Source organism: Rhizobium sp. TH135 (assembly GCF_002855515.1).
Lineage (GTDB): Bacteria > Pseudomonadota > Alphaproteobacteria > Rhizobiales > Rhizobiaceae > Allorhizobium.
Window position 1 is genome coordinate 173,416 of record NZ_PKRP01000007.1, and the last position, 23,075, is coordinate 196,490.

A 23,075-nucleotide genomic window follows, 5' to 3' on the forward strand; every position below is an offset into this window, starting at 1 on the left:
CGAAGAGGAAAAGTCATGACGATCCATCGCATGGCAGCGCTTACGGCTGTCTTCACCACACTAGCATTCACTCAGCCGGTTCTGGCCCAGGATGCGCAGAAACCGATCAAGATCGCGACCGAAGGCGCCTATGCGCCCTGGAACTTCACCACGGCGGACGGCAAGCTCGACGGCCTCGAAGTCGAACTGGCAAACGATCTCTGCGCCCGCATGAAGGTCACTTGCGAGATCGTTGCCCAGGATTGGGACGACCTCATTCCCTCGCTCACCGTCGGCAAGTTCGACGTCATTATGGCGAGCATGTTCATCACGCCGAAGCGCCTGGAAACCATCGACTTCACCCAGCCTTACGCCGTCGATCCCTCAGGCTTTGCCGTCGCCAAGGACAGTGACCTCGGCAAGCTCGAAGTCTCCGCCGAAAAGTTCAAGCTCGAGGATGAAGCAGCCGCGGTCGCCGCAATCGACAAGCTGAAGCCGCTCCTTCAGGGCAAGATAGTCGGCGTGCAGGCGGCGACGACCAATCTCGACTTCGTCAAGAAGTACTTCGGCGACACCGTCGAAATCCGCGAATACAAGACAACCGAACAGCACGACCTCGACCTGGCCGCCGGCCGCATCGACGCGCTCTTTGCCCAGCAGACGGCGCTTGCTGCCACGCTCGCCAAGCCGGAATTCGCCGACTACACGATCGCCGGCCCGGGCTTCGTCGGCGGCGTTTTCGGCCTCGGCACCGGCGCTGGTCTGCGCAAGGAAGACACCAAACTCAAGGACATGCTGAACGCGGCGATCGACTCCGCCATCGCCGATGGCACGATCAAGCGCATCTCCGAGAAATGGGTCGGCACCGACGTCACCCCGGTCAAGTAATCAAGGCGAACCGACTGCAGCCGGAATTCGCGCAATTCCGGCTGCAGGAAGACCATAAAGGGGTTCGCCCGCATGCTTGAAAAACTGTATCTGCTTGGTTTCGCCGAAGGCGGCTGGGGCGCGGCACTTCTGGGTGCGGCGGCCATGACGCTGCTGCTCTCGATACTGGGCTTTCTGCTTGGCGCCGTCTTTGGTACCCTGGGCGCGAGCGGCGCCCTGTCATCCAAACGTCTCCCGAGGTCGCTGGCCTCGGCCTACGGCACCGTCTTTCGCGGCGTGCCCGATCTCCTGACCATTTACCTCTTCTACTACGGCGGCAGCGTTGCTCTCACCGCGATCGCCAAAAGCTTCGGCTCGGATGGCTTCGTCGGCCTGCCCTCCCTTGCGACAGGCGTCATCGCGATCGGCATCATCTCCGGCGCCTATCAGGCCGAGGTCTACCGCGGCGCCTATCTCGCGGTCGAACGCGGACAGTTCGACGCTGCAAAAGCCTTGGCCCTGTCGCGCCTGCAGATGCTGCGCCTCATCATCATTCCCCAGCTGATGCGCCATGCAATCCCGGGTCTCAGCAATGTCTGGCAGCTGGTGCTCAAGGATTCCGCCCTGATCTCCGTCATCGGCCTCGTCGAACTGATGCGACAGGCACAGATCGGTGCCGGCTCCACGCGGGAACCCTTCCTGTTCTATCTCGCCGCCGCAGGCCTGTACTTCGTCATCGCCGGCATCACCGGCCAGGTCTTCCGCGTCGCCGAGACACGCACCTCCCGGGGGATCATGCATCGATGATCGACATCGGCTTCTTCCTCGAAATCATTCCGAAGCTTCTCTCCGGCGTGCCTTTGACACTGCAATTGGCCGGCAGCTCTATCCTGCTCGGCTTTGTTCTGGCGCTTCTGCTGGCCCTCGCCCAGCAAGGCGAACACCGGTTCGTCGTCTGGCCCATCAGAACCTTTGTGGCCGTCTTCCGCGGCACGCCGCTGCTGGTCCAGATCTTCCTGATCTATTACGGGCTCGGCCAGTTCCGCCCTTCACTTCAGGCCATCGGCCTCTGGGGGCTGTTTCGCGAACCCTATTGGTGCGCCATCCTTGCGCTTACGCTGAATACCGCCGCCTATGGCAGCGAGATCCTGCGCGGCGCGATCAAGAACGTTCCTCGTGGACTCGGCGAAGCAGCCCAGGCACTTGGCATGTCCCGCGTCCTGACACTTCGCCTCGTCATCCTGCCAATCGCGCTGCGCCAGGCAATCCCGGCCTATGGAAACGAAATCATCCTGATGGTGAAGGGGACCTCGCTGGCCTCGATCATCACCCTGATGGAGGTAACAGGCATCGCCCAAGGGCTCATTTCCCAGAGCTACCGCGCAATCGAAGTCTTCATCGCGGCAGGCGCCATCTATCTTTTCATCAACTTCCTGATCGTCCGGGCACTAGCCTTCCTGGAGATCCGCATGACACCATACAGATCCCGCGGCTGAAGCCGTGGCACAAGAGAATACGAGGAGACTGACAAGGATGCGCAATTTCGAGAAGCCGACACGATCGGTGGCCGTCTCGGCCAAGGCCATGGCCGCGACTTCCCACCCCTATGCCACACTGACCGCCATCAACATCCTGCAGGCCGGTGGCAATGCCATGGATGCAGCGATTGCCGCCTGCGCCGTGCAATGCGTGGTCGAACCGGGCTCCACCGGCATCGGTGGCGATTGTTTCGCCTTGTACGCTCCGAAGGGCGGCGCGGAGGTTATCGCCTACAATGGCTCCGGCCGCACGCCGAAGGCGCTGACGATCGACTGGTTCGAAGAGCGCGGCCTGACCGAAGTCCCGCGTCAGTCTCCATCGGCTGTTACCATTCCCGGCGCCATCGACGCCTGGACCCGCCTGCATGCCGACCACGGTCGTCTGCCCCTCGCCGAGGTCCTTGCACCCGCCATTCGCTACGCCGAGGAAGGCTATGCTATCTCGCCGCGCGTCCACCGCGACTGGAAGAAGGAAGAGGAGCTTCTCGCCGCAGACAAGGCGGCCGCCGAGATCTTCCTGCCCGGCGGCAGGGCACCGCGCATCGGCGAAACGCATCGCCAGCCGAAGCTTGCCGCAACGCTCCGCAAGATTGCCACCGAAGGCCGCGACGGCTTCTACAAGGGATCTGTCGCCGAAGACATGGTGGCGCATCTCAACGCCCATGGCGGCCTCCACACACTGGAGGATTTTGCGGCAGCCAAGGGCAAATACGTGACCCCGGTGACCACCGACTTCCGTGGCTACACCGTCCACGAATGCCCGCCAAACGGCCAGGGCATCATCGCGCTGCTGATCCTCAACATCCTCTCCGGCTTCGACAATAAGCTGGAACCGCACTCCGCCGATCGGCTGCATCTGGAAATCGAGGCCACTCGTCTCGCCTATGCTGCCCGCGACGCATGGATTGCCGATCCTGCCAAGGCCGATGTGCCGATCGATGAACTGCTTTCGGCAGACTTCGCGCGGCGACTGGCCGAAAAGATCGACCTGACCCGGGCACTGACCGAACTGCCTGATTTCGAGATGCCGCTGCATCGCGACACCGTCTACATTTCGATCGTCGACGAGGAGCGCAATGCGGTCAGCTTCATCAACTCGATATTCGACAGCTTCGGCACCGGCCTCGTCGCGCCGAACTCGGGCATCATCCTGCACAATCGCGGCCAGAGTTTCTCGCTGAAGCGTGGACACCCCAACATGATCGCACCGGAAAAGCGCCCGCTGCATACGATCATCCCGGGCATGGTGACACGCAATGGCCGAACGGAAATGTCCTTCGGCGTGATGGGCGGCTATTACCAGGCCATGGGCCACGCCCATCTGATCTCGAAAGTGGTCGACTACGACATGGACATGCAGGATGCGATCGACCTGCCGCGCCTGATCCCCGTCGGCGGCAAGGTCCCGCGCGTCGAAGCCGAACATACTGTCTCTGCTGAGACCGTGGCCGAACTGACCCGCCGGGGCTTCCAAATCGTCCCTGCCGAAGACCCGATCGGCGGCGCGCAAGTCGTGCGCATCGACTGGGAGAACGGCACCCTGACGGGCGCCTCCGAGTCCCGCAAGGATGGGATTGCTCTGGGATATTGAGGCCTTGAGCCTCTAGGGGCAGAGGTTTAGGGCCCTATGACCAGTCGCACGATAGACCAAGGCCTAGGATATAGGCCTTGGTCAAAAGCTCCAGCGTTAGCCCGTCGCCAAACGGCGGCCTTCTTGCAGGCAGATGACAAAGTCGGTCAGTAAAACACCTGACCTTTCAGGCATCCACTCCTGCATCAAACAAATGCGCCTTTGTCTCGGAATGTTGGGCCTCTTGCAGCTTCTTGGCCAACCAGTCCACGAAGACGCGGACCTTGTTGCTTAAGTGTCGTGTCTGCGGATAGACGATGTAGAGCGGGATCGGATCCCGCGGCCAATCGGGCAGGATCTCAACGAGTTCCCCGCGATCCACATAGTCCCGAACGGTAAAGGCAATCGCCTGTGCGACACCGATACCGGCAACGGCGGCGGCCATGTAGCTTCTAAACTCGTTGACCGAAATCACGTAGTCGAGCCTGACCTCGACCTTCTCTTCTCCCCGCCGGAACTCCATCGGAAAAACGCGGCCCTCATAGGCCTTCATATAGCCGACGCCGAAATGTCCGTTGTCGAGATCGCGTGGATGCCGGGGAACGCCCATGCGTTCGAGATAGAGTGGCGCGGCATAGGTCCGCAGTTCGAGATCCGCCACCTTGCGGGCGACGAGCGATTGATCGGTGGGCGTCCCGGCCCTCAGCGCACAGTCGATGTTCTCGGCAACGTAGTCGACGATCCGGTCGCCGATGTCGAACTCCAGCTGAATTTTCGGGTAGCGCGTGTGGAAGTCACACAACGCCGGCATGATGATGCGGTCCGCAAAGGCCCCGGATAACGCAACGCGCACCTTGCCGGATGGCTGCGCCTGGGAGCTGGAGAGGCTGCCGTCGAGTTCGTCCAATTCGGACAGTATCCGCGCGGCCCGTTCATAGTACAAAGCACCATCGGTCGTGACCACCACCCGACGGGTCGTCCGATTGAGAAGCTTGGTCGCGAGATGCGCTTCCAGCGCCTGGACTGCGGTCGTAACCGTGGTCTTTGGCATCTTGAGGGAAGTCGCCGCCTTGGAAAAATTGCCCGTCTCGACCACTCTGGTGAAGACGCGCATGGCCGATAGCTGATCCATGAATTCGGTACGCCTTATAAAAGAGGCTTATTATTCCGCGGCTCGGAACAGAGCTCTCAGAAATGGATGCCTTGTGCGTAATGGCAGGACAATACTATAAATAGGTTATGAACGAAAGCCATTTCCAGAGGCATCGAGCAGATCCATGACCAGGATTTGGCAAAAGGCCGAGGACGCAGAGACGCGGTTTCCCCTGCCGTTCCGCATCTACGAGGGATGCGGCAACGGCAAGCCCCGACCGCTGGTCCTCTACCTGTCTGGTCACGCCTTCGGATCGGCTCCGGCGCGATCGACCGATGCTCCCGCCGCCCTGGCCATGGCGGCAGCTGGAGCACTGGTGGTCGAGGCCGATTGCCGCGGACCATCGCAAAACAGGTTTCCCGGAACCCTGGAGCGCGGGTTCGAAGCCTTGAAATATCTGTTCGCCAAGCGGAAGCGTTTCGCGAACCTCCGCTCTCCGGTGCTGGTCGCCGGGGACGAAGCGGGTGGAAACGTGGCTGCGAGCCTGGCGCTCAAGGCGCGTGACGCAATGCCGGGCGAGCTCGCGGGGCAGGTTCTCCTGTCTCCCATGCTGGATCCCCGCATGGTGACGGTGTCGTTTCGCCGGGCGGACGATATCGGTCTGCGGGAACGTTGGGCGGACGGGTGGGGTCACTACCTGGCCCTCGCCTGCTACGGCCAGCATCCCTACGCCGCACCGTGTCTGTGCTCACGGCTGGCGGGCGTGGCGCCGGCACTTGTCGTGACATCGGATGACGATCCGTTGCGCGACGAAAGCCTCGACTATGCGGAACGGCTGCGAACAGCAGGCGTGCCCGTAAAAACCCGGTCCCTGCCCGACAATCTCGGCTGGACCGGCATTTATGACGGCAAGGATGGCGAATGGCATTCGCACTTCTCGACCGAATTTTCGCAGTTCCTCAAAGAACTGCCAGTCTGACGGCGGGTCTCAAGCCCGCTCCCAACATATAGCGGTTCAAGGCGAACCGAAGGAGACGATCATGACCGCAAGGATCAGGAGCGCAGCCCTGTGGGGTTCTGCGATGGCAACTGCTTTGGCCGTAACCGGCGCCGTATTGTATTTTGAACCCTCCCGGGACGCACAAGCGGCCTCGACCGAGGTTGCGGCGGCACCGCCGGCCGTACCGGTGACCGTGACCACGGTCCAACCCCATCCGGTGCATGTCTGGCGCGAAGTCTCCGGACGCTTCGAGGCGGTAGATAGGGTCGAACTCCGGTCCCGCGTCGCCGGCGCCATCCAGGCGGTGCACTTCCGCGAAGGCGGGCTTGTCAATCAGGGCGATCTCCTGTTCACGATTGATCCCGAGCCCTATCGCGCCGTCGTTGACCGCGCTCGCGGTGCCGTCGCATCGGCCGAAGCGAGACTGACCCTCGCGACGACCGAACTCGATCGCGGCACGGCTCTGCTTGCCCGCAACACGATTTCCGAGAGCGAAGTCGCACAGCGAAAGAGTACAAGAGCCTCGACCGAGGCTGAACTCCAGTCTGCAAAAGCGGCCTTGAAGCTCGCCGAACTCGATCTTGCCTATACCGAAATCCGGGCTCCAATTGCAGGCCGCATCGGCACCCTCGACGTCACGGTCGGCAACCTCGTCGCTGCCGGCCCCTCGTCTCCGTCACTCGTCACCCTCGTCTCGGTCGACCCGATCTATGCAAGCTTCACCATCGATGAAGACCATCTGCGCGAGGTGCTCTCGACGCTGCCGGCCAATGATGCAGGCCTGCTCCTGGAGCAGATCCCGGTGGAAGTGGACGCAAGCGCCGATGCAGCACCCATCCCGGGGCGCCTGCAGCTGATCAACAACGAGATCGATGTATCGACGGGAACGATCCGCGTTCGCGCCATTTTCGACAATCCCGGCGGTCGCCTCATCCCCGGCCAGTTCGCCCGCATCCGGCTGGGCCAGGCAGAAGCGCAGGAGCGCCTGACGATCAGCGAACGTGCCGTGGGCACTGACCAGGACAAGAAATTCGTCTTCGTCGTCGCAGCCGACAACACGGTCAGCTATCGGCAGATCGAATTGGGGGCCGCGGTTGATGGTGAACGCATCGTCGAAACCGGCTTGGAAGCCGGAGACCGCATTGTCGTCAGCGGTCTGCAGCGCATTCGTCCAGGAGCGGTGGTCGCACCGCAGGAACAGACCGCGTTGAAGAACTGATCCGCCGGGTGCCGCAGCGGCGCATTCCATGCCTTCGGCATACCGCTGCGCCAGCACCTCGGCTCCACAAATGAAACCTAAGTCGCCTCCCGCAATCCTCATTGCGGGATCGCTCTTCCCTTGTCTGCCTTATGGGGCCCCAGATGAATTTCTCCCGCTTTTTTTGTCGACCGGCCGGTCTTTGCCGCCGTGCTTTCGATCCTCATTCTTGTCGCTGGCCTGATTGGCCTCAGGGCCCTTCCGATTTCGGAATATCCAGAGGTCGTGCCGCCGTCCGTGGTTGTGCGTGCTGTCTATCCGGGCGCCAATCCGACCGTGATTTCGCAAACGGTGGCAACGCCACTGGAAGAGCAGATCAACGGCGTCGAGAACATGCTCTACATGTCGAGCCAGGCAACCTCCGACGGCGTGCTCACCCTCACCGTCACCTTCCGTCTCGGCACCGATCCGGACAAGGCTCAGCAGCTGGTGCAGAACCGCGTCGCCCAGGCCGAGCCGCGACTGCCGGCCGAAGTCCGGGCGCTCGGTGTAACGACGATCAAGAGCTCACCCGATCTGATGATGGTGGTGCATCTCGTCTCGACCGGTGATCGCTACGACCTGACCTATCTGCGCAATTACGCGACGCTGAACGTCAAGGACAGGCTGGCCCGCATTGAAGGCGTCGGCCAGGTCCAGGTCTTCGGTGCCGGCGACTATTCCATGCGCATCTGGCTCGATCCGCAAAAGGTGGCGGAGCATGGTCTGGCCGCAAGCGACATCACCAGCGCCATCGCCCAGCAGAACGTCCAGGCCGCCGCCGGTACCATCGGCGCCTCGCCGTCGCTTGAAGGTGTCGATCTGCAATTGAACATCAATGCGCGCGGCCGTCTTCAGACCCCGGAGGAATTCGGTGCGATCGTCGTGAAGTCCGGTCCGAACGGTGAGATCACCCGACTTGCCGATCTCGCACGCATCGAGCTGGGGGCCGCGGAATACTCGCTTCGTTCGCTTCTCGACGGTGAGCCCGCCGTCGCCATTCCGATCTTCCAGGCGCCTGGCTCCAACGCCATTGCCATATCCGATGCCGTGCAGCAGACGATGGCCGATCTGCAGCAGGCGATGCCGGACGGTGTGCGCTTCGAGATTGTCTACGACACGACGGAATTCGTGCGTGCGTCGATCGACAAGGTCGTCGATACACTGCTCGAGGCGATCGCGCTCGTGGTGCTGGTGGTCATCCTGTTCCTGCAGACCTGGCGTGCCTCGATCATCCCCTTGATCGCTGTCCCCGTCTCGATCATCGGCACCTTCGCGGTCATGTATGCCTTCGGCTTCTCGATCAACGCCCTGACCCTGTTCGGCCTGGTGCTGGCGATCGGTATCGTGGTCGATGACGCGATCGTCGTCGTGGAGAATGTCGAACGCAACATCGAAAACGGGCTCTCCCCCCGCGAGGCCACGTACCGCGCCATGAGAGAAGTCTCAGGACCAATCATCGCGATTGCGCTGGTACTCGTCGCGGTCTTTGTGCCGCTCGCCTTCATCACCGGGCTTTCGGGCCAGTTCTATCGTCAGTTCGCCCTGACGATTGCGATATCGACGGTCATCTCGGCGATCAATTCGCTGACCCTGTCGCCGGCGCTGGCGGCGCTGCTGCTCAAGGACCATCACGCGCCTAAGGACCGCCTCACCCGCATCATGGATAGTCTTCTCGGTTGGTTCTTCCGGGGCTTCAACCGCGCCTTTGGAGCAGCATCCAACGGCTATGGCCGGACTGTCGGCGGCCTGCTTGGCCGCAAGAGCCTGGTGATGGTGATCTATCTCGCGCTGGTCGCCGCAACATACGGCATGTTCACCACGGTACCCGGCGGTTTCGTGCCAGCACAGGACAAGCAGTATCTCATCGGTTTTGCCCAATTGCCGGATGGCGCAACGCTCGACCGTACGGAGGAGGTCATCCGCCGAATGAGCGATATCGCGTTGCAGGAGCCGGGTGTGAAGAATGCGCTCGCCTTCCCGGGCCTGTCGATCAACGGCTTCACCATCGGCTCCAATGCCGGGATCGTCTTTGCCGTTCTCGACGACTTCGAGGAGCGTAAAGATCCGTCCCTGTCAGGTGGCGCGATCGCCATGGCCCTCAATCAAAAGTTCGCAGCCATCGATGGCGCCTTCATCGCCATGTTCCCGCCGCCACCCGTCAACGGCCTCGGCTCGACCGGCGGCTTCAAACTGCAGATCGAGGACCGGGCCGGCTTTGGCTATGAGACGCTCGACGAAACGACAAAGGCAGTCCTCGCCAAGGCCTATCAGACACCAGAGCTTGCGGGCATCTTCTCAAGCTTCCAGGTCAACGTTCCGCAGCTGTTTGCCGATCTCGACCGGGTCAAGGCACAGCAGCTCGGCGTCTCCGTGACGGACGTCTTCCAGACGCTGCAGATCTATCTGGGCTCGCTCTATGTCAACGACTTCAACGCCTTTGGCCGCACCTACAGCGTGCGCGTCCAGGCCGATGCTCAGTATCGCGCCAAGCCGGAAGACATCGGCCAACTGAAGGTGCGCTCGGCAAGCGGCGAGATGATCCCGCTCTCCGCCCTCCTGAAGGTCGAAACGTCAACGGGCCCCGAACGCACCACACGTTACAACGGCTTCCTGGCCGCCGATATCAATGGTGGCCCCGCCCCTGGCTTTTCTTCAGGCCAGGCACAGGTGGCGATGGAAAAAATCCTGGAGGAAACCATGCCCGCCGGTATCGATTTCGAATGGACGGATCTGACCTACCAGCAGATCCTGGCCGGCAATTCGAGCATCATCGTATTCCCGCTTGCACTCCTGCTCGTCTATTTGGTGTTGGCGGCGCAATACGAGAGCCTGACCCTGCCGCTATCGATCATCATGATCGTGCCGATGGGCGTGCTCGCGGCTCTGGTGGGTGTCTGGAACACGGGCGGGGACAACAACATCTTCACGCAGATCGGCCTGGTGGTGCTGGTCGGTCTGTCTGCCAAGAATGCGATCCTGATCGTCGAATTTGCGCGAGAGCTCGAGTTCGAGGGCCGGACGCCGCTCCAGGCAGCAATAGAAGCCAGCCGCCTGCGACTCCGACCGATCCTGATGACCTCGATGGCCTTCATCATGGGCGTAATCCCGCTCGTCGTGTCGACAGGCGCGGGTGCGGAGATGCGCTCCGCCATGGGTGTCGCCGTCTTCTCAGGCATGATCGGCGTCACGCTGTTCGGGATCTTCATGACGCCGGTCTTCTATCTGCTGGCACGCTTGCTTGCCGGTAACAGGCCGCTGCGTCAGCACGCCATCGAAGATATGGAGCAGACGCATATTTCTGCGGCTAACTAAGCTGCCTGAACACACGTCCGGCCATCTGCTCGTGAGATGCGGTGGCCGGACGTCCCACAAGCGATTGCCCCATTATAGGCGTTGCACAGGAAGGGCTGCCACGGTGTGGAGTTCGCTTCGTTAGCTACCAACCAAAAACGAACAGACCTGAACCTGAAATCTCAGCCGGTCCCGGCCCATCCTCGCCGCGGAGGTTGCCTCCTGCCCCCTCGGCTGAATTGAAAGCCATGTTGCCGACGGCGCCACCTCCCCAAGCCCACACATGGCTCAAAGGTTTTCCTTGAGCAGAATCTCAATGCGGATCTTTTCCTGTGCGGCGAGCGGCTCGCGGGCATCTGCGCGGGCGCGCATGATGCGAATTGCGCTGCGCACCGCATGGCCCGGATCTTGGGCGATCACGGCATCGATGCGGTCGTCTCGAAGCGCCTGTTCGGTAAAGGGCGTTCGCTCGTGCACGACCACGGCGATGCCCCCGAGCTCGACGTTTCCGGCGGCAGCCAGGATCGGCACGCGAGCCTCTGAGCTCAACACATAGATACCAGAGACGTCCCGATTGCCGGCTAGCACGCGGGCCATGACCTGCCTACTCCGTGCCTCGTCGGCGTGGGTTTCGATGGACGGCAGGCAGGTCAGATGCGGAAAGGCACTGTTGATCACGTGGTCGAAGCCAAGCCGGCGCTGGATACTATCCAGCGACTGCATGGTCTCCGCGATCACCATGACCTTTCCAGGCTCAGGACCCGCCAGCATGCCCATCAGCTTGCCCGCGGTCGCACCAGCCGCAAAGTTGTCGATGCCGACGAAATCGGCCTCGGGCAGCTTTTCCTGACCGGACAGGAATTGCACCACCTTGATGTTGCGCTCCAGAAGCCGCGCCATGGCATCGCGTACCTGAGGCGATTCAGGCGCCATGACCGCCACGCCGTCCACCGTCTCCTTGTCGAGGCCGGAGAGAAGCTTTGCCACACCATGCGCATCGTCGACACCGATCTGGCGATACGCGATCTCGGTAAGGTCGCCCTTGAGCGCACCCGTCAGCTCTTCAACATGACGGAGCAGTTCCTTGAGGTAGAGATCGCCGCTCGCCGGGAGCAGGAAGAGGAAGCGGTAGACCTTGTTACGGGCAAGGCTGACAGCAGCCGGATTTCGAATAAAGCCGATCCGCTCGATTGCGTCGTTGACCAGCCGTGCGGCCTTCGGGCTCACATTCGGCCGGTCGTTCAAGACACGGTCGACGGTCGCAAGACTGACGCCTGCAGCCTCGGCCAGATCTTTCGCTGTTGGACGCATGAAGCCTTCCTGTTGATTTCCGCCGTCCAGAGCTTTCCTTCAAAACGGCTCCAAACGCAAGAATTGATGTGCGCACCTCAAAAATTGCTTGCCTTGAGGTGCGCACATCAATTAGCCTCCATCTCGGTTCGGGGGGAGATGCATTCACTGCAGCCCGTTCCGCTGGAGGAGTCCGGCCAGAGATCAGGTCCGGAGCCAGCATGTGGCCCGCAAGGGCGTTTCGCCATCCGTAGGAGACCGGACGGCGCTGGGAGGATGACATGATGAAATCGCTTTACATGAAAGGCCTGCTTGCTGCCGGAACGGTCGCCTGTTCGATGAGTTTCGGCACAGTGGTGGCGCATGCCGACGAAAAGGAACTGACGCTCTGCTGGGCCGCATGGGACCCGGCAAACGCCCTCGTCGAACTCAGCAAGGGCTTTGAGGCGTCGTCCGGCATCAAGATGAAATTCGAGTTCGTGCCATGGCCGAACTTCGCCGACCGCATGCTCAATGAACTCAACTCGGGCGGCAAGCTCTGCGACCTAATGATTGGCGACAGCCAGTGGATCGGCGGCGCCGCCGAGAACGGCTGGTATGTGAAGCTCAACGAGTTCTTCGACAAGGAAGGCATCAAGATGGATGCCTTCGTACCGGCAACGGTCACGGGCTATTCCGAATGGCCGAAGAACACCCCGAACTACTGGTCGCTGCCGGCCTTCGGTGACGTTGTCGGCTGGACCTATCGCAAGGACTGGTTCGAACGCCCGGAAATCCAGACGGCCTTCAAGGAAAAGTACGGTCGCGACCTGACGCCGCCAGCAACTTTCGACGAACTGAAGCAGGTTGCCGAATTCTTCCAGGGCCGCGAGATCGACGGCAAGACCGTCTACGGCGCCTCGATCTATACTGAGCGCGGCTCGGAAGGCATCACGATGGGCGTGATGGACGTGCTCTACAGCTATGGCTTCAAGTACGACAATCCGGAAAAGCCCTATGAAATGGAAGGCTTCGTGAATTCTGAAGGCGCCGTAAAGGGACTCGAATTCTACAAGTCGCTCTACGACTGCTGCGTCGCGCCGGGCACGTCCAACACCTACATGGGCGAAGGCATCGACGCCTACAAGTCGGGTCAGGTCGCCATGCAGATGAACTTCGCCTTCACTTGGCCGGGGTTCGAGGCGGATCCGAATGTCGGCGGCGGCAAGACCGGCTATCTCGTCAATCCCGCAGGCCCCGGCGGCGAGAAGTTCGCCCAGCTCGGCGGCCAGGGCATTTCGGTCGTCGCCAACACCGACAACATGGACGGCGCACTCGCCTACATCAAATGGTTCGCCCAGAAGGATGTACAGGACAAGTGGTGGTCCATGGGCGGCTTCTCCTGCCTTAGCGCCGTGGTCGAAGATCCGAACTTCGCCAAGAGCCAGCCCTATGCACAGACCTTCCTCGACAGCATGGCAATCGTGAAGGACTTCTGGGCAGAGCCGTCCTATGCCTCGCTCCTCCAGGCATCGCAGAAGCGGTTCCACGACTATGTCGTGGCTGGCAACGGCACAGCCAAAGAAGCGCTGGACGGGCTGATCGCCGATTGGACGGAAACCTTCGAGGACGAAGGCAAGCTCTGACAGAAAAAGAGCTTGGCTCCCGGACCAGTTGTCCGGAAGGCCGTCCCTCAATCTCTCCCCCGGCGATCCGGGGGAGACCTCCCAAAGCCAGCGTTGCCGCCGGCACCAACCCTTTAAACCACAGGCCGGCACACCCCGAACTTTGCCTCGTTGCCTCAAGGGACAAGGCACAGTGCGCGGCCGCCCTTTGGAAACGCCACACGGATCCGGACGATGACCGATACCCCCGCAGACCGCCTCGCCCGCGCTACGCCAAAACCGGTCGCAAAACGCATCCGGGGTTTGAGCGACAGGGCCATTGCCTGGATCTTCGTGGCACCCACGATCTTCCTGCTTCTGGCGGTCAACATATTCCCGCTGATCTGGACCATCCGCCTGTCCTTCACGAACTTCGCCGCGAACAAACCGAATGCGGAAGTGAAATGGGTCGGGTTGCGCAACTACGAGCGCATCCTGACGGACGCCGACACCTGGGCGAACATGCAGACGACCGCCCATTTCCTCATCTGGACGATCTTCTTCCAGGTGCTGATCGGCTTCACCCTGGCATGGCTGATCAACCGCAAGTTCAAGGGCAACGACCTCGTAACGACACTGATCGTCATCCCGATGATGCTTTCGCCCGCCGTGGTCGGCAACTTCTGGACCTTCCTCTACCAGCCACAGATCGGCCTCGTGAACTACGTCGTCGAATTCCTGACCGGCATTCCTGCCGACAGCTTCTCGATGCTTGGCCCCGGTGGCTGGGCGCGCTGGGCGATCGTCATCGTCGACACCTGGATGTGGACGCCCTTCGTCATGCTGATCTGCCTGGCCGGTCTGCGCTCCATACCCGACCACATCTATGAAGCAGCCGAAGTCGACCGCGCATCGAAGTGGCGGCAATTCTGGACGATCACCCTGCCGATGGCACTGCCTTTCCTGATGCTCGCGGTCCTGTTTCGCGGCATCGAGAACTTCCGGATGTTCGACCTCGTGGTCCTTCTCACCGGCGGGGGACCGGGGGACGAGACGCTGCTCGCCTCGATCGACCTGAAGCGCGAGGCCTTCGAGAAATGGCGGACCGGCTATTCCAGCGCCTATGCGATTGTCCTGTTCGTCACGGTATTCGGCCTTGCCTCCATCTACGTGAAGGCCCTGAACAAGGTGAAAGAACGATGAGTGCTCATTCCGTCACCGAATCGTCGACCGCCTCCAAGTGGCTTGCCGGCTTCCTGGTCGGACTTTACGCGGTGATCACGCTGATCCCGCTGCTCTGGATCATCTCGACGAGCTTCAAGTCCGGCCCGGATTCGATCAGCTATCCGCCGAAGGTCGTCTTCCAGCCGACGCTGGAAGGTTATGTGAACCTCTTCACGACACAGTCGCGCCCCTCGGCGGAGGACCTGGCCAAGCTGCCGGCACCCACCACATGGTATGACAAGATCACCCGCGAAAGAGGCATGATCATCTCGGGTCCGTCGCGCTTTGGCCAGCGGTTCCTGAACTCGGTCATTATCGGCTTCGGCTCGACATTTTTGTCGATTTTCTTGGGAACGCTGGCCGCCTATGCCTTCAGCCGCTTCAAGGTGCCGCTCAAGGACGACCTCCTGTTCTTCATCCTGTCGACCCGCATGATGCCGCCGATCGCTGTCGCAATCCCGATCTACCTGATGTTCCGCCAGCTCGGGCTTTCGGATACGCATCTCGGCATGATCCTGCTTTACACGGCGGTCAACCTGTCGCTGTCGGTCTGGCTGCTCAAGGGCTTCATCGATGAAATCCCGCGCGAATACGAGGAAGCGGCGCTGATCGACGGCTATACCCGCTTCCAGGCCTTCTACAAGGTCGTGCTGCCGCAGGCGGCGACCGGCATCGCCTCGACAGCGATCTTCTGCCTGATCTTCGCCTGGAATGAATATGCCTTCGCTGTTCTCTTGACGAGCGGCAATGCCCAGACGGCGCCCCCCTTCATCCCGACCATCCTGTCTGTCGGTGGCGGTATCGATTGGCCGGCGGTTGCGGCGGCTGCCACGCTGTTCCTGCTGCCGGTGGTCGTCTTCACCGTGCTGTTGCGCAAGCATCTGCTCCGCGGCATCACCTTTGGAGCCGTGCGCAAATGATGAACTTCCTTGTCCGCCTCAGCCGGTTCCGCCGGTCCGAATGGGAAATGCTCGCCTCGGCCTTGATTGCGCTCGGCGTGGTCATGCTCATGCAGCCGCTTTCGCTGACGCTCTTTACCTTCTCCTTTCCGGTGACGCTGATCGGAACCGTTATGTTCATCGTCGTCAGTCATTTTCCGGAGTAAGTCATGGCCCAGATTCGCGTTGAAAACCTGCGCAAGGACTTCGGAGCCTTCAATGCGGTAAAGTCGTCCAGCTTCACCGTCGAGGATGGCCAATTCTTCATGCTGCTCGGCCCGTCCGGTTGCGGCAAGACGACGACGCTGCGGATGATGGCCGGCCTTGAACTGCCGACCAGTGGCGAGATCTATATCGGCGGCGAAGAGGTCGGCATGAAGCGCGCGAGCGAGCGCGACATCGCCTTCGTCTTTCAGATGTTTGCGCTTTATCCGCACATGAACGTGCGCAAGAACATCTCCTATCCCCTGGTCAGCCAGGGCATATCGCGCTCCGAAGTCGATCGCCGCGTGGCCGAAGTCGTCCGCATCCTGCAGATCGAATCCATCCTCGACAAACCGGTCGGTGGTCTCTCGGGTGGCGACCGTCAGCGCGTTGCACTCGGCCGTGCGATCGTACGCGAGCCGAAGGCCTTCTTCATGGACGAGCCCCTTGGCGCGCTCGACGCCGAGTTCCGCGAGCATATGGCAGAGGAGCTGCGTGCCCTGCATGACCGCATGGGCGCGACAACCGTCTACGTCACCCACGACCAACTGGAAGCCATGCAGATGGGCGACAAGATCGTCGTCATGAACCATGGCGTCATCGAGCAATTCGGCAAGCCTCAGCAGATCTATGACTGGCCGGCAACCAAGTTCGTGGCGAAGTTCATCGGCTCGCCGCCGATGTCCTTCCTCGACTTCGAAGGGGCGATCGACGAAGGGGGCAACACGGTGATGATCGGTGGATCTCGCATCGAGGTTCCCACATCCCGCGAAGGCCGTAAGGGCGCGCTCACGCTCGGCGTCAGGCCGGAACATGTCCGCCTGTCGGATGCGGCCGCCCTTCGCGGACGGGTGGCCGCCGTCGAATATCTCGGCACCACACAGATCGTCACGATCGAGACCGCACATGGAGAGATCAAGGCGCGAACGGCGTCGAGCGATGCCGTCCGAACGGATGCTTCCGTCGGGCTTGAATTCGATCGCCGCTCCCTCACCCTGTTTGATGCGAAAAGCGGGAGGGCACTGGTGTCCGAAGCGAATGAAGGAGTGCTGAGCCGTGGCTGAAGTCGTCCTTTCCAGCATCAGCAAGTCGTTTGGCGCCACCCACGCGCTCGACGACGTGACGATGACCATACCGGACGGCTCCTTCGTCGTGCTCCTTGGCCCGACCGGAGCCGGCAAGACCACGCTGCTGCGCCTGGTGTCCGGCCTCGATACGCAGGACAGCGGCGATATCAGCATTGGCGGAGAGTCCATGACGGGGCTGACGCCCGCGCAACGCAATGTCACGATGGTTTTTCAGCAATATTCCCTCTATCCCCACATGACGGTGCGGCAGAATCTCGAATTTCCGCTGAAGTCGCCGCTGCTGCGCACACCGCAGGCGGAGATCGACCAGAAGGTGAAGGCGATCGCCGAGATGCTGCAGATCGCCCACAAGCTCGACAACAGGGCAACCGCCCTCTCGGGCGGCGAGATGCAGCGCGTGTCGATCGGCCGGGCGCTGGTCCGCAACCCGCAGATCTATCTGATGGATGAGCCACTGAGCTCGCTCGACGCCAAACTCCGCGCCGATCTTCGGGTCGAACTGAAGAACATCCAGGCCCGGTCCGGCGCCACCTTCCTTTACGTGACGCATGACCAGATCGAGGCAATGACCATGGCAACCCATGTCGGCGTGCTCAAGGAGGGACGCCTGGTGCAGTTCGGATCGCCGCGCGAGATCTACGAAGCCCCGGTCAGCATCTACGCCGCGACCCGTCTCGGCCAGCCGCGCATCAATGTGCTCCCGGCGAACCTCTTCCCCGGAGCACCGCCGAGAGCCCAAACGATCGGGCTGCGGCCCGAGCATATTCGTGAGGGAGAAGGCCAGGAAGCGAAGGTGATCCGGGTCGAGCATCTCGGCGATCAGACGCGACTTCATCTCACGCTTGGGGAACACCCGATCATCACCGTCACCGATGCCCATACCGCCCTTAAGGGCGGCGATATCATCAAAATCCAGCCGCACCAGCCGATCTATTTCGATGCGGCCGGAATGCGTCTCGTCTAAGGGAGGGTCTCATGTCTCAATTCCTCAACAGCCGCGAAAATGCCGTCACCGAGGCGATCGACGGTGTGCTCATGGCTTCGGCCGGAGCCTTGAGTCGTCTCGATGGCTATCCGCATATCCGCGTCGTGGTGCGATCCGACTGGGACAAGTCGAAGGTGGCGATCGTCTCGGGCGGCGGATCCGGCCATGAGCCGGCCCATGCCGGCTTCGTCGGGCGCGGCATGCTGACAGCGGCCGTCTGTGGTGATGTCTTCGCCTCGCCGAGCGTCGATGCGATCCTAGCAGCAATCCTTGCAGTCACCGGTCCTCTGGGCTGCCTGCTGATCGTCAAGAACTACACGGGCGACCGACTGAACTTCGGCCTCGCAGCCGAGCGCGCCCGGGCGTTCGGGCTCAATGTCGGCATGGTGATCGTGGACGATGACATCGCCCTTCCCGATCTGCCGCAATCGCGTGGCGTCGCAGGCACGCTCTTCGTGCACAAGATCGCCGGTGCCATGGCGGAAAACGGCGCATGCCTCGATGCCGTCATCGACACCGCGCGGCGGGTGATCGCCAATACCCGCTCGATCGGCATCTCACTCGACACCTGCACCGTGCCGGGCTCCCCGAAGGAAGCCCGCATTCCCCAAGGACGCGCCGAACTCGGTCTCGGCATCCATGGCGAGGCCGGTGTCGAGCAGATCGATTATGACGGCGTCCGGGGCGCGGTGGCCGCCATGGCGGAAAGGCTTGCCGCTGGCATGGAAGACAAGCCGCATGTGGTGCTTCTGAACAATCTCGGAGGCACGTCCGTCCTTGAAATGGCCGTTGTCGTCAACGAACTCGTCCAGTCGCCGATCGGCGCGCGCATCTCGCATATCGTCGGGCCGGCATCGATGATGACCTCGCTCGACATGCATGGCTTTTCGATCTCCGTTATGCCAGCGGAAAAGGCCGATCTCGACTTGCTGGCCAAGCCCGTCGGGCTTGCGGCATGGCCGGGCGTGACGGCCATCCGACCGGTCAACATCATCGCCCTGCCCGACGGACTGACTCCAATCGCGCCGCTTGCCTCGCAGCATCTGCCGACCCGCCAGTTCCTCACCGAATGCTGCAAGCTTCTGATGGATGCCGAAAAGGACCTCAACGCCCTCGATGCCAAATCCGGCGACGGCGACACCGGCTCGACCCTTTCAAGCGCCGCCCGCGCCCTGATCGAGGCCCTCGATCGGCTGCCGCTTGCCGATCACACACAGTTGCTGCGCGCCATGGGCCAGGAGCTCAGCCAGACGATGGGCGGTTCTTCCGGCGTCTTGCTCGCGATCTTCTTTGCCGCAGCAGGTGATGGGGCCTCGAGTGGGCTTGGCATGCGCGACGCGCTCAAAGCCGGTCTTGCCCGCATGCAGGAAATCGGCGGCGCAGAGCTCGGCGACCGCACGATGATCGATGCGCTCTCGCCCGCACTGGACGCCTATGACAAGGGTTTTGCAGCAGCAGCCAGTGCAGCCCGCGCCGGCGCCAACCTGACCGCAACCTATGTCAACGCACGGGCCGGCCGGGCGGCTTACATAAACGCCCGGCAGCTCGAGGGTCACATCGATCCCGGCGCAGAGGCCGTCGCCCGTCTTTTCGAGTTTCTTGCCCTTCGACACAGCAGGTCATAGGGCAAGACCGGAGATTGACGGCATGAGGCAGCGGCCGGTGGGGCAGAGGCAGCCATCCGACACCCCGCCGCCGGTGTGCGCCCTGTTAATCGCCTCTCCGGCGAATGTTCAAAGGGATTGCATGTGCCCTGAGAGCCAAACGACGAGGGCGCGTCTCGCCACGATGGCGCTCGCCATCGATGCTATTCCTGCTCCGCCATGCGATAGCCCACGCCCGGCTCCGTACGCACGATCCGGGGCTGGGTGGGATCCTGCTCGATCTTCTGGCGCAACTGGCCGATGAAGACGCGGAGGTAATGCAGGTCTTCGCCGTGGGCGGGCCCCCAGACGGATGTCAGCAATGTCCGGTGGGTCACGACCCGACCAGTATGGCGGGCAAGCAGCAGGAGCAGGTCGTATTCCTTGGGTGTGAGGTGCACGATCTCGCCGCCTCGCGAGACGAGGCGCTTCACCGGATCGATGGTGAGCCCGTCGACTTCCATCACGGTCGGGATCGCGTCGCGGCGTCCACGATGGCGCAGCGCGGTGCGGATGCGCGCGGTGAGTTCTCCGATACCAAAGGGTTTTTCGACATAGTCGTCCGCGCCGAGATCCAGAGCTGCGATCTTCTCGGTCTCACGGTCGCGGGCCGAGAGGATCACGATCGGAATGTCCGACCAACCGCGCAGGCTGGCGATCACCTCCTTGCCGTCCATGTCCGGGAGGCCGAGATCGAGGATGACGAGGTCGGGCGCCTGGGTGGCGACGGCCTTCAGCGCCTCGGCACCCGTTCCGGCTTCGACGACCTCATAGCCCGCAGCCGTCAGCGAAGGTTTGAGGAAGCGCTGGATCTGCGGTTCGTCATCGACGACCAGGATACGGGACTGGTTCACTTGATCTGGTCCCTCTCTTCACTTCCGGGAAACCGCATGACGATTCGCGTTCCCCGCTTCTTCAGTGCCGGACTTTCCGCATGGATCTTGCCGCCCATGGCCTCGACGAAGCCGCGGGCGATGGAAAGGCCAAGCCCGGTTCCGGGTGCCCGCCCATCCGGCTTTCCCCTGCGATAGAATTTTTCGAAGATGCGGTCCAGATCTTCAGCCGGAATGCCCTTGCCGAGATCGGTGACGGAGATCAGCACATCCTTGCCATTGCGACGGGCATAGACATTGATCGGCTCGTCGCCGCCATATTTCACCGCATTGTCGAGAAGGTTGAACAGCACCTGGCCGATCAGCACGCTGTCGCCCCGGACCAGCGGCAGGTCGGCGGCAATACCGGTTTCGACGATCCGCCCCGGTGCGTATTTGCGGGTGCGCTCGACGGCGGACTGCACGACGTCGGCGACATCCACCCAATCCTGTTTCGGCTTCAGCGTGCCCGCCTCGATGCGGGTCATGTCGAGCAGATTGGCGACGAAGCGGCTCATGCGACCGCTCTCCTCTTCGATCGATTGCAGGAGATCGTCGCGGTTCTCGGGCGTCATCCGCTCGCCGAGCTGGCGGAGGCCGGTGACGGCACCGGTGATCGTTGCCAGTGGCGTGCGCAGGTCATGGGAAATGGAGGAGAGCAGCGCTTCCCGATAACGCTCGCCCTCCAGCCTCGCGGCCTGTTCCACGGTTTCGTCGGCGAGGCGTGCCCGATCGAGCGCGATGGCCGTCTGATCGAGGATGGCGGTCAGCGCACGCTCGGCATTGAGGTCGAGCCGCTCGCCCGTGTGCTCGATGCCGCAGACACCGACAATGCCATGGGGACCCAGCAGCGGGCGGAACTCGAAACGGCTGTTCGGCAGCGTGCCCGTGCCATGGCCGGCCGGCTCGCGCTTGTAATGGGTCCAGCGGGCGGCAGTCATGTCCGTCACGTCGAGTTCCGTATCCGGCGGCCATGCTGCGGCCACACCGAGATCGCCCTTGCGGGGCACAAGCAGCACGACCTTGCGCTTCAGGCTCGCCTGGAGTTGCGAAACGGCGAGCCAGATCGCGTGGTCGCCTTTTCCCGTGCTCGCGAGCTTTCGGGAGAAATCATAGAGCGATTGCAACGCCGTCGCGCGGATCCGAGCGACCTCTGCCTGTTCGCGAATGCGCGAGGCCAGACCGCCGGCAACGATGGCCACGGCCAGAAAGACGAAGAGCGCGAAGACCTCGTGCGGCGCCGCAATGGTGAAGGTGTGGCGGGGATTGATGAAGAAGAAATTGTAGGAGAGCGCCGAGAGAAGTGCGGCCAGGAATGCCGAAGCGTAACCGCCGACCACCGAGGCTCCGAGGACCGCGAGCAGAAAGAGCAGCGAGATGTTCGGCAGCTCGACGAAGACGTCGATGCCCTTGCCCAGGACCGTCGTTAGGGCGACAAAGCCGAGAGCCGAGATGGCCGACTGTCTAAGCGCCGTGGCTCCTGGCAGGCGTAGCGATGGGCGTGTGCGCTCGGCGGCGGTGCCATCAGGTGTCACGATATAAACGCCAAGGCCCGATGCCCTGCCCGCCAGAGCATCCGGCAGCGAACGGCTGACCAGCTTCTGCAAGCGGCTGCGCTTGCGCGTGCCGATGACGATCTGGGTGGCGTGTTCCCGGCGGGCGAGCTTGAGGATCTCTTCGACGAAATCATTGCCGATGATGCGACGGGTTTCGGCACCTAGTTGTTCGGCAAGGCGAAACAACGTCTCGATCCGTTGCAGCCGCTCCGGCGTCTCGACTTCCCGATCGGCCCGCTCAATGGAGACGACCAGCCAGGGCGCGTTGAGACCAGAGGCCAGCCGGCTCGCCACCCGCACCACCTTTTCCGACAGGGCATCCGAGCCGACACAGACGAGGAGGCGTTCGCCGGTGGCCCAGGGACCGTCGATGGCGTTCTGCTTCAAGTAGTCGACCATCTGGTCGTCGACGCGGTCCGCCGTGCGGCGAAGCGCCAGTTCGCGGAGCGCCGTCAGATTGCCGAGACGGAAGAAGCGATCAACAGCGCGGTTGGCGCTCTCGGGCAGATAAACCTTGCCATCCTTCAGCCGCTCGATGAGTTCGGATGGAGCGAGATCGACGAGCAGAACGTCGTCGGCGCGTTTGAGCACAACATCTGGCACGCGCTCGCGGACCGTGACGCCGGTGATCTGGGCAACGAGATCGGCGAGGCTTTCAAGGTGCTGGATGTTGAGCGCCGTCCAGACATCGATCCCCGCAGAAATCAGCTCCTCGATGTCCTGATGCCGCTTCGGATGGCGGCTGTCCTCGGGGTTGGAATGGGCGAGTTCGTCGACGATGACGATGCGGGGGCGCCGTTCGAGCGCTGAATCGAGGTCGAACTCTTCGAGCATCCTGCCGCGATGTGCCACCCGGCGTCGCGGCAGGATCTCAAGACCCTCGAGCAGCGCTGCGGTCTCGCTCCGCCCATGGGTCTCGACCAGCCCGACGACCAGATCCACGCCGTCGGCCTTTAGGCGTCTGGCGCGCGACAGCATCGCATAGGTCTTGCCAACGCCGGGGGCGGCCCCCAGAAAAACGGTCAGCTTGCCCCGGCGGTCCTTATCCGCCAGGGCAAGCAATGCATCGGGATCGGGACGCCGGTCGTCCCTGCGGTCGTCGTCCGCCATCAAG

Annotated in this window: 18 protein-coding genes; 14 read left to right on the plus strand and 4 right to left on the minus strand. The window is 62.2% G+C overall.

All coding sequences use genetic code 11. The features are described 5' to 3' along the window. Positions 1-15 precede the first annotated feature (15 nt). From C0V73_RS20550 to ggt, 4 genes are all read left to right on the plus strand, one after another. Positions 16-867 (plus strand): transporter substrate-binding domain-containing protein, encoded by an 852-nt coding sequence (locus tag C0V73_RS20550; RefSeq protein WP_102021884.1) that lies wholly within the window; start codon positions 16-18, stop codon positions 865-867. Positions 868-939: 72 nt separating this feature from the next. Beyond that, on the plus strand, positions 940-1,653 hold the full coding sequence (locus C0V73_RS20555; RefSeq protein ID WP_102021885.1) for an ABC transporter permease subunit: 714 nt from the start codon (positions 940-942) through the stop codon (positions 1,651-1,653). Next, positions 1,650-2,342 (plus strand): ABC transporter permease, encoded by a 693-nt coding sequence (locus C0V73_RS20560; protein ID WP_102021886.1) that lies wholly within the window; start codon positions 1,650-1,652, stop codon positions 2,340-2,342. Before C0V73_RS20555 ends, C0V73_RS20560 begins: the two co-directional genes overlap by 4 nt. A 37-nt stretch (positions 2,343-2,379) precedes the next feature. Further along, the gene (gene ggt, locus C0V73_RS20565) at positions 2,380-3,975 is read left to right on the plus strand and encodes a gamma-glutamyltransferase (RefSeq protein ID WP_102021887.1); all 1,596 of its coding nucleotides are present in this window, start codon (positions 2,380-2,382) and stop codon (positions 3,973-3,975) included. Positions 3,976-4,141: 166 nt separating this feature from the next. On the opposite strand, the gene C0V73_RS20570 is transcribed toward ggt, so the two are convergent. Beyond that, positions 4,142-5,086, minus strand: a complete 945-nt coding sequence (locus tag C0V73_RS20570) for a LysR family transcriptional regulator (RefSeq protein ID WP_102021888.1) — start codon at positions 5,084-5,086, stop codon at positions 4,142-4,144. Between the two features lie 145 nt (positions 5,087-5,231). Between C0V73_RS20570 and C0V73_RS20575 the strand changes: the two genes are divergently transcribed. The 3 genes from C0V73_RS20575 (at position 5,232) to C0V73_RS20585 (ending at position 10,599) form a co-directional block, all read left to right on the plus strand. Further along, entirely contained in the window at positions 5,232-6,026 is a 795-nt protein-coding gene (locus C0V73_RS20575) for an alpha/beta hydrolase (protein WP_102021889.1), read from the plus strand. A gap of 61 nt (positions 6,027-6,087) precedes the next feature. Then, positions 6,088-7,266: an efflux RND transporter periplasmic adaptor subunit gene (locus tag C0V73_RS20580; protein ID WP_102021890.1), complete on the plus strand. Its 1,179-nt coding sequence runs from the start codon at positions 6,088-6,090 to the stop codon at positions 7,264-7,266. Between the two features lie 147 nt (positions 7,267-7,413). After that, entirely contained in the window at positions 7,414-10,599 is a 3,186-nt protein-coding gene (locus C0V73_RS20585) for a multidrug efflux RND transporter permease subunit (protein ID WP_102021891.1), read from the plus strand. A gap of 267 nt (positions 10,600-10,866) precedes the next feature. Here the strand turns inward: C0V73_RS20585 and C0V73_RS20590 are convergent, their stop codons facing one another. Then, positions 10,867-11,889, minus strand: coding sequence for a LacI family DNA-binding transcriptional regulator (locus C0V73_RS20590; RefSeq protein ID WP_102021892.1), 1,023 nt, complete (start codon positions 11,887-11,889; stop codon positions 10,867-10,869). A 317-nt stretch (positions 11,890-12,206) separates the two neighbouring features. Between C0V73_RS20590 and C0V73_RS20595 the strand changes: the two genes are divergently transcribed. From C0V73_RS20595 to C0V73_RS20625, 7 genes are all read left to right on the plus strand, one after another. Beyond that, entirely contained in the window at positions 12,207-13,493 is a 1,287-nt protein-coding gene (locus C0V73_RS20595; RefSeq protein WP_245408058.1) for an extracellular solute-binding protein, read from the plus strand. A gap of 213 nt (positions 13,494-13,706) precedes the next feature. Then, positions 13,707-14,654, plus strand: a complete 948-nt coding sequence (locus tag C0V73_RS20600) for a sugar ABC transporter permease (protein ID WP_102021894.1) — start codon at positions 13,707-13,709, stop codon at positions 14,652-14,654. Further along, positions 14,651-15,595: a carbohydrate ABC transporter permease gene (locus C0V73_RS20605; RefSeq protein ID WP_102021895.1), complete on the plus strand. Its 945-nt coding sequence runs from the start codon at positions 14,651-14,653 to the stop codon at positions 15,593-15,595. The genes C0V73_RS20600 and C0V73_RS20605 overlap by 4 nt, the downstream gene beginning before the upstream one ends. Next, positions 15,592-15,780, plus strand: a complete 189-nt coding sequence (locus C0V73_RS20610) for a hypothetical protein (protein ID WP_102021896.1) — start codon at positions 15,592-15,594, stop codon at positions 15,778-15,780. The genes C0V73_RS20605 and C0V73_RS20610 overlap by 4 nt, the downstream gene beginning before the upstream one ends. A 3-nt stretch (positions 15,781-15,783) precedes the next feature. Continuing rightward, positions 15,784-16,881 carry an ABC transporter ATP-binding protein gene (locus C0V73_RS20615; protein WP_102021897.1) on the plus strand — a complete coding sequence of 366 codons (1,098 nt, stop codon included), beginning with the start codon at positions 15,784-15,786 and terminating at the stop codon, positions 16,879-16,881. Further along, on the plus strand, positions 16,874-17,869 hold the full coding sequence (locus tag C0V73_RS20620) for an ABC transporter ATP-binding protein (RefSeq protein ID WP_102021898.1): 996 nt from the start codon (positions 16,874-16,876) through the stop codon (positions 17,867-17,869). The genes C0V73_RS20615 and C0V73_RS20620 overlap by 8 nt, the downstream gene beginning before the upstream one ends. 11 nt (positions 17,870-17,880) lie before the next feature. Continuing rightward, positions 17,881-19,515 (plus strand): dihydroxyacetone kinase subunit DhaK, encoded by a 1,635-nt coding sequence (locus C0V73_RS20625; RefSeq protein ID WP_102021899.1) that lies wholly within the window; start codon positions 17,881-17,883, stop codon positions 19,513-19,515. Positions 19,516-19,697: 182 nt separating this feature from the next. Here C0V73_RS20625 and C0V73_RS20630 read toward each other — a convergent pair whose 3' ends face one another. Then, on the minus strand, positions 19,698-20,387 hold the full coding sequence (locus tag C0V73_RS20630) for a response regulator (RefSeq protein WP_102021900.1): 690 nt from the start codon (positions 20,385-20,387) through the stop codon (positions 19,698-19,700). Beyond that, positions 20,384-23,071 carry a sensor histidine kinase KdpD gene (locus C0V73_RS20635; RefSeq protein WP_102021901.1) on the minus strand — a complete coding sequence of 896 codons (2,688 nt, stop codon included), beginning with the start codon at positions 23,069-23,071 and terminating at the stop codon, positions 20,384-20,386. The genes C0V73_RS20630 and C0V73_RS20635 overlap by 4 nt, the downstream gene beginning before the upstream one ends. Positions 23,072-23,075 lie beyond the last annotated feature (4 nt).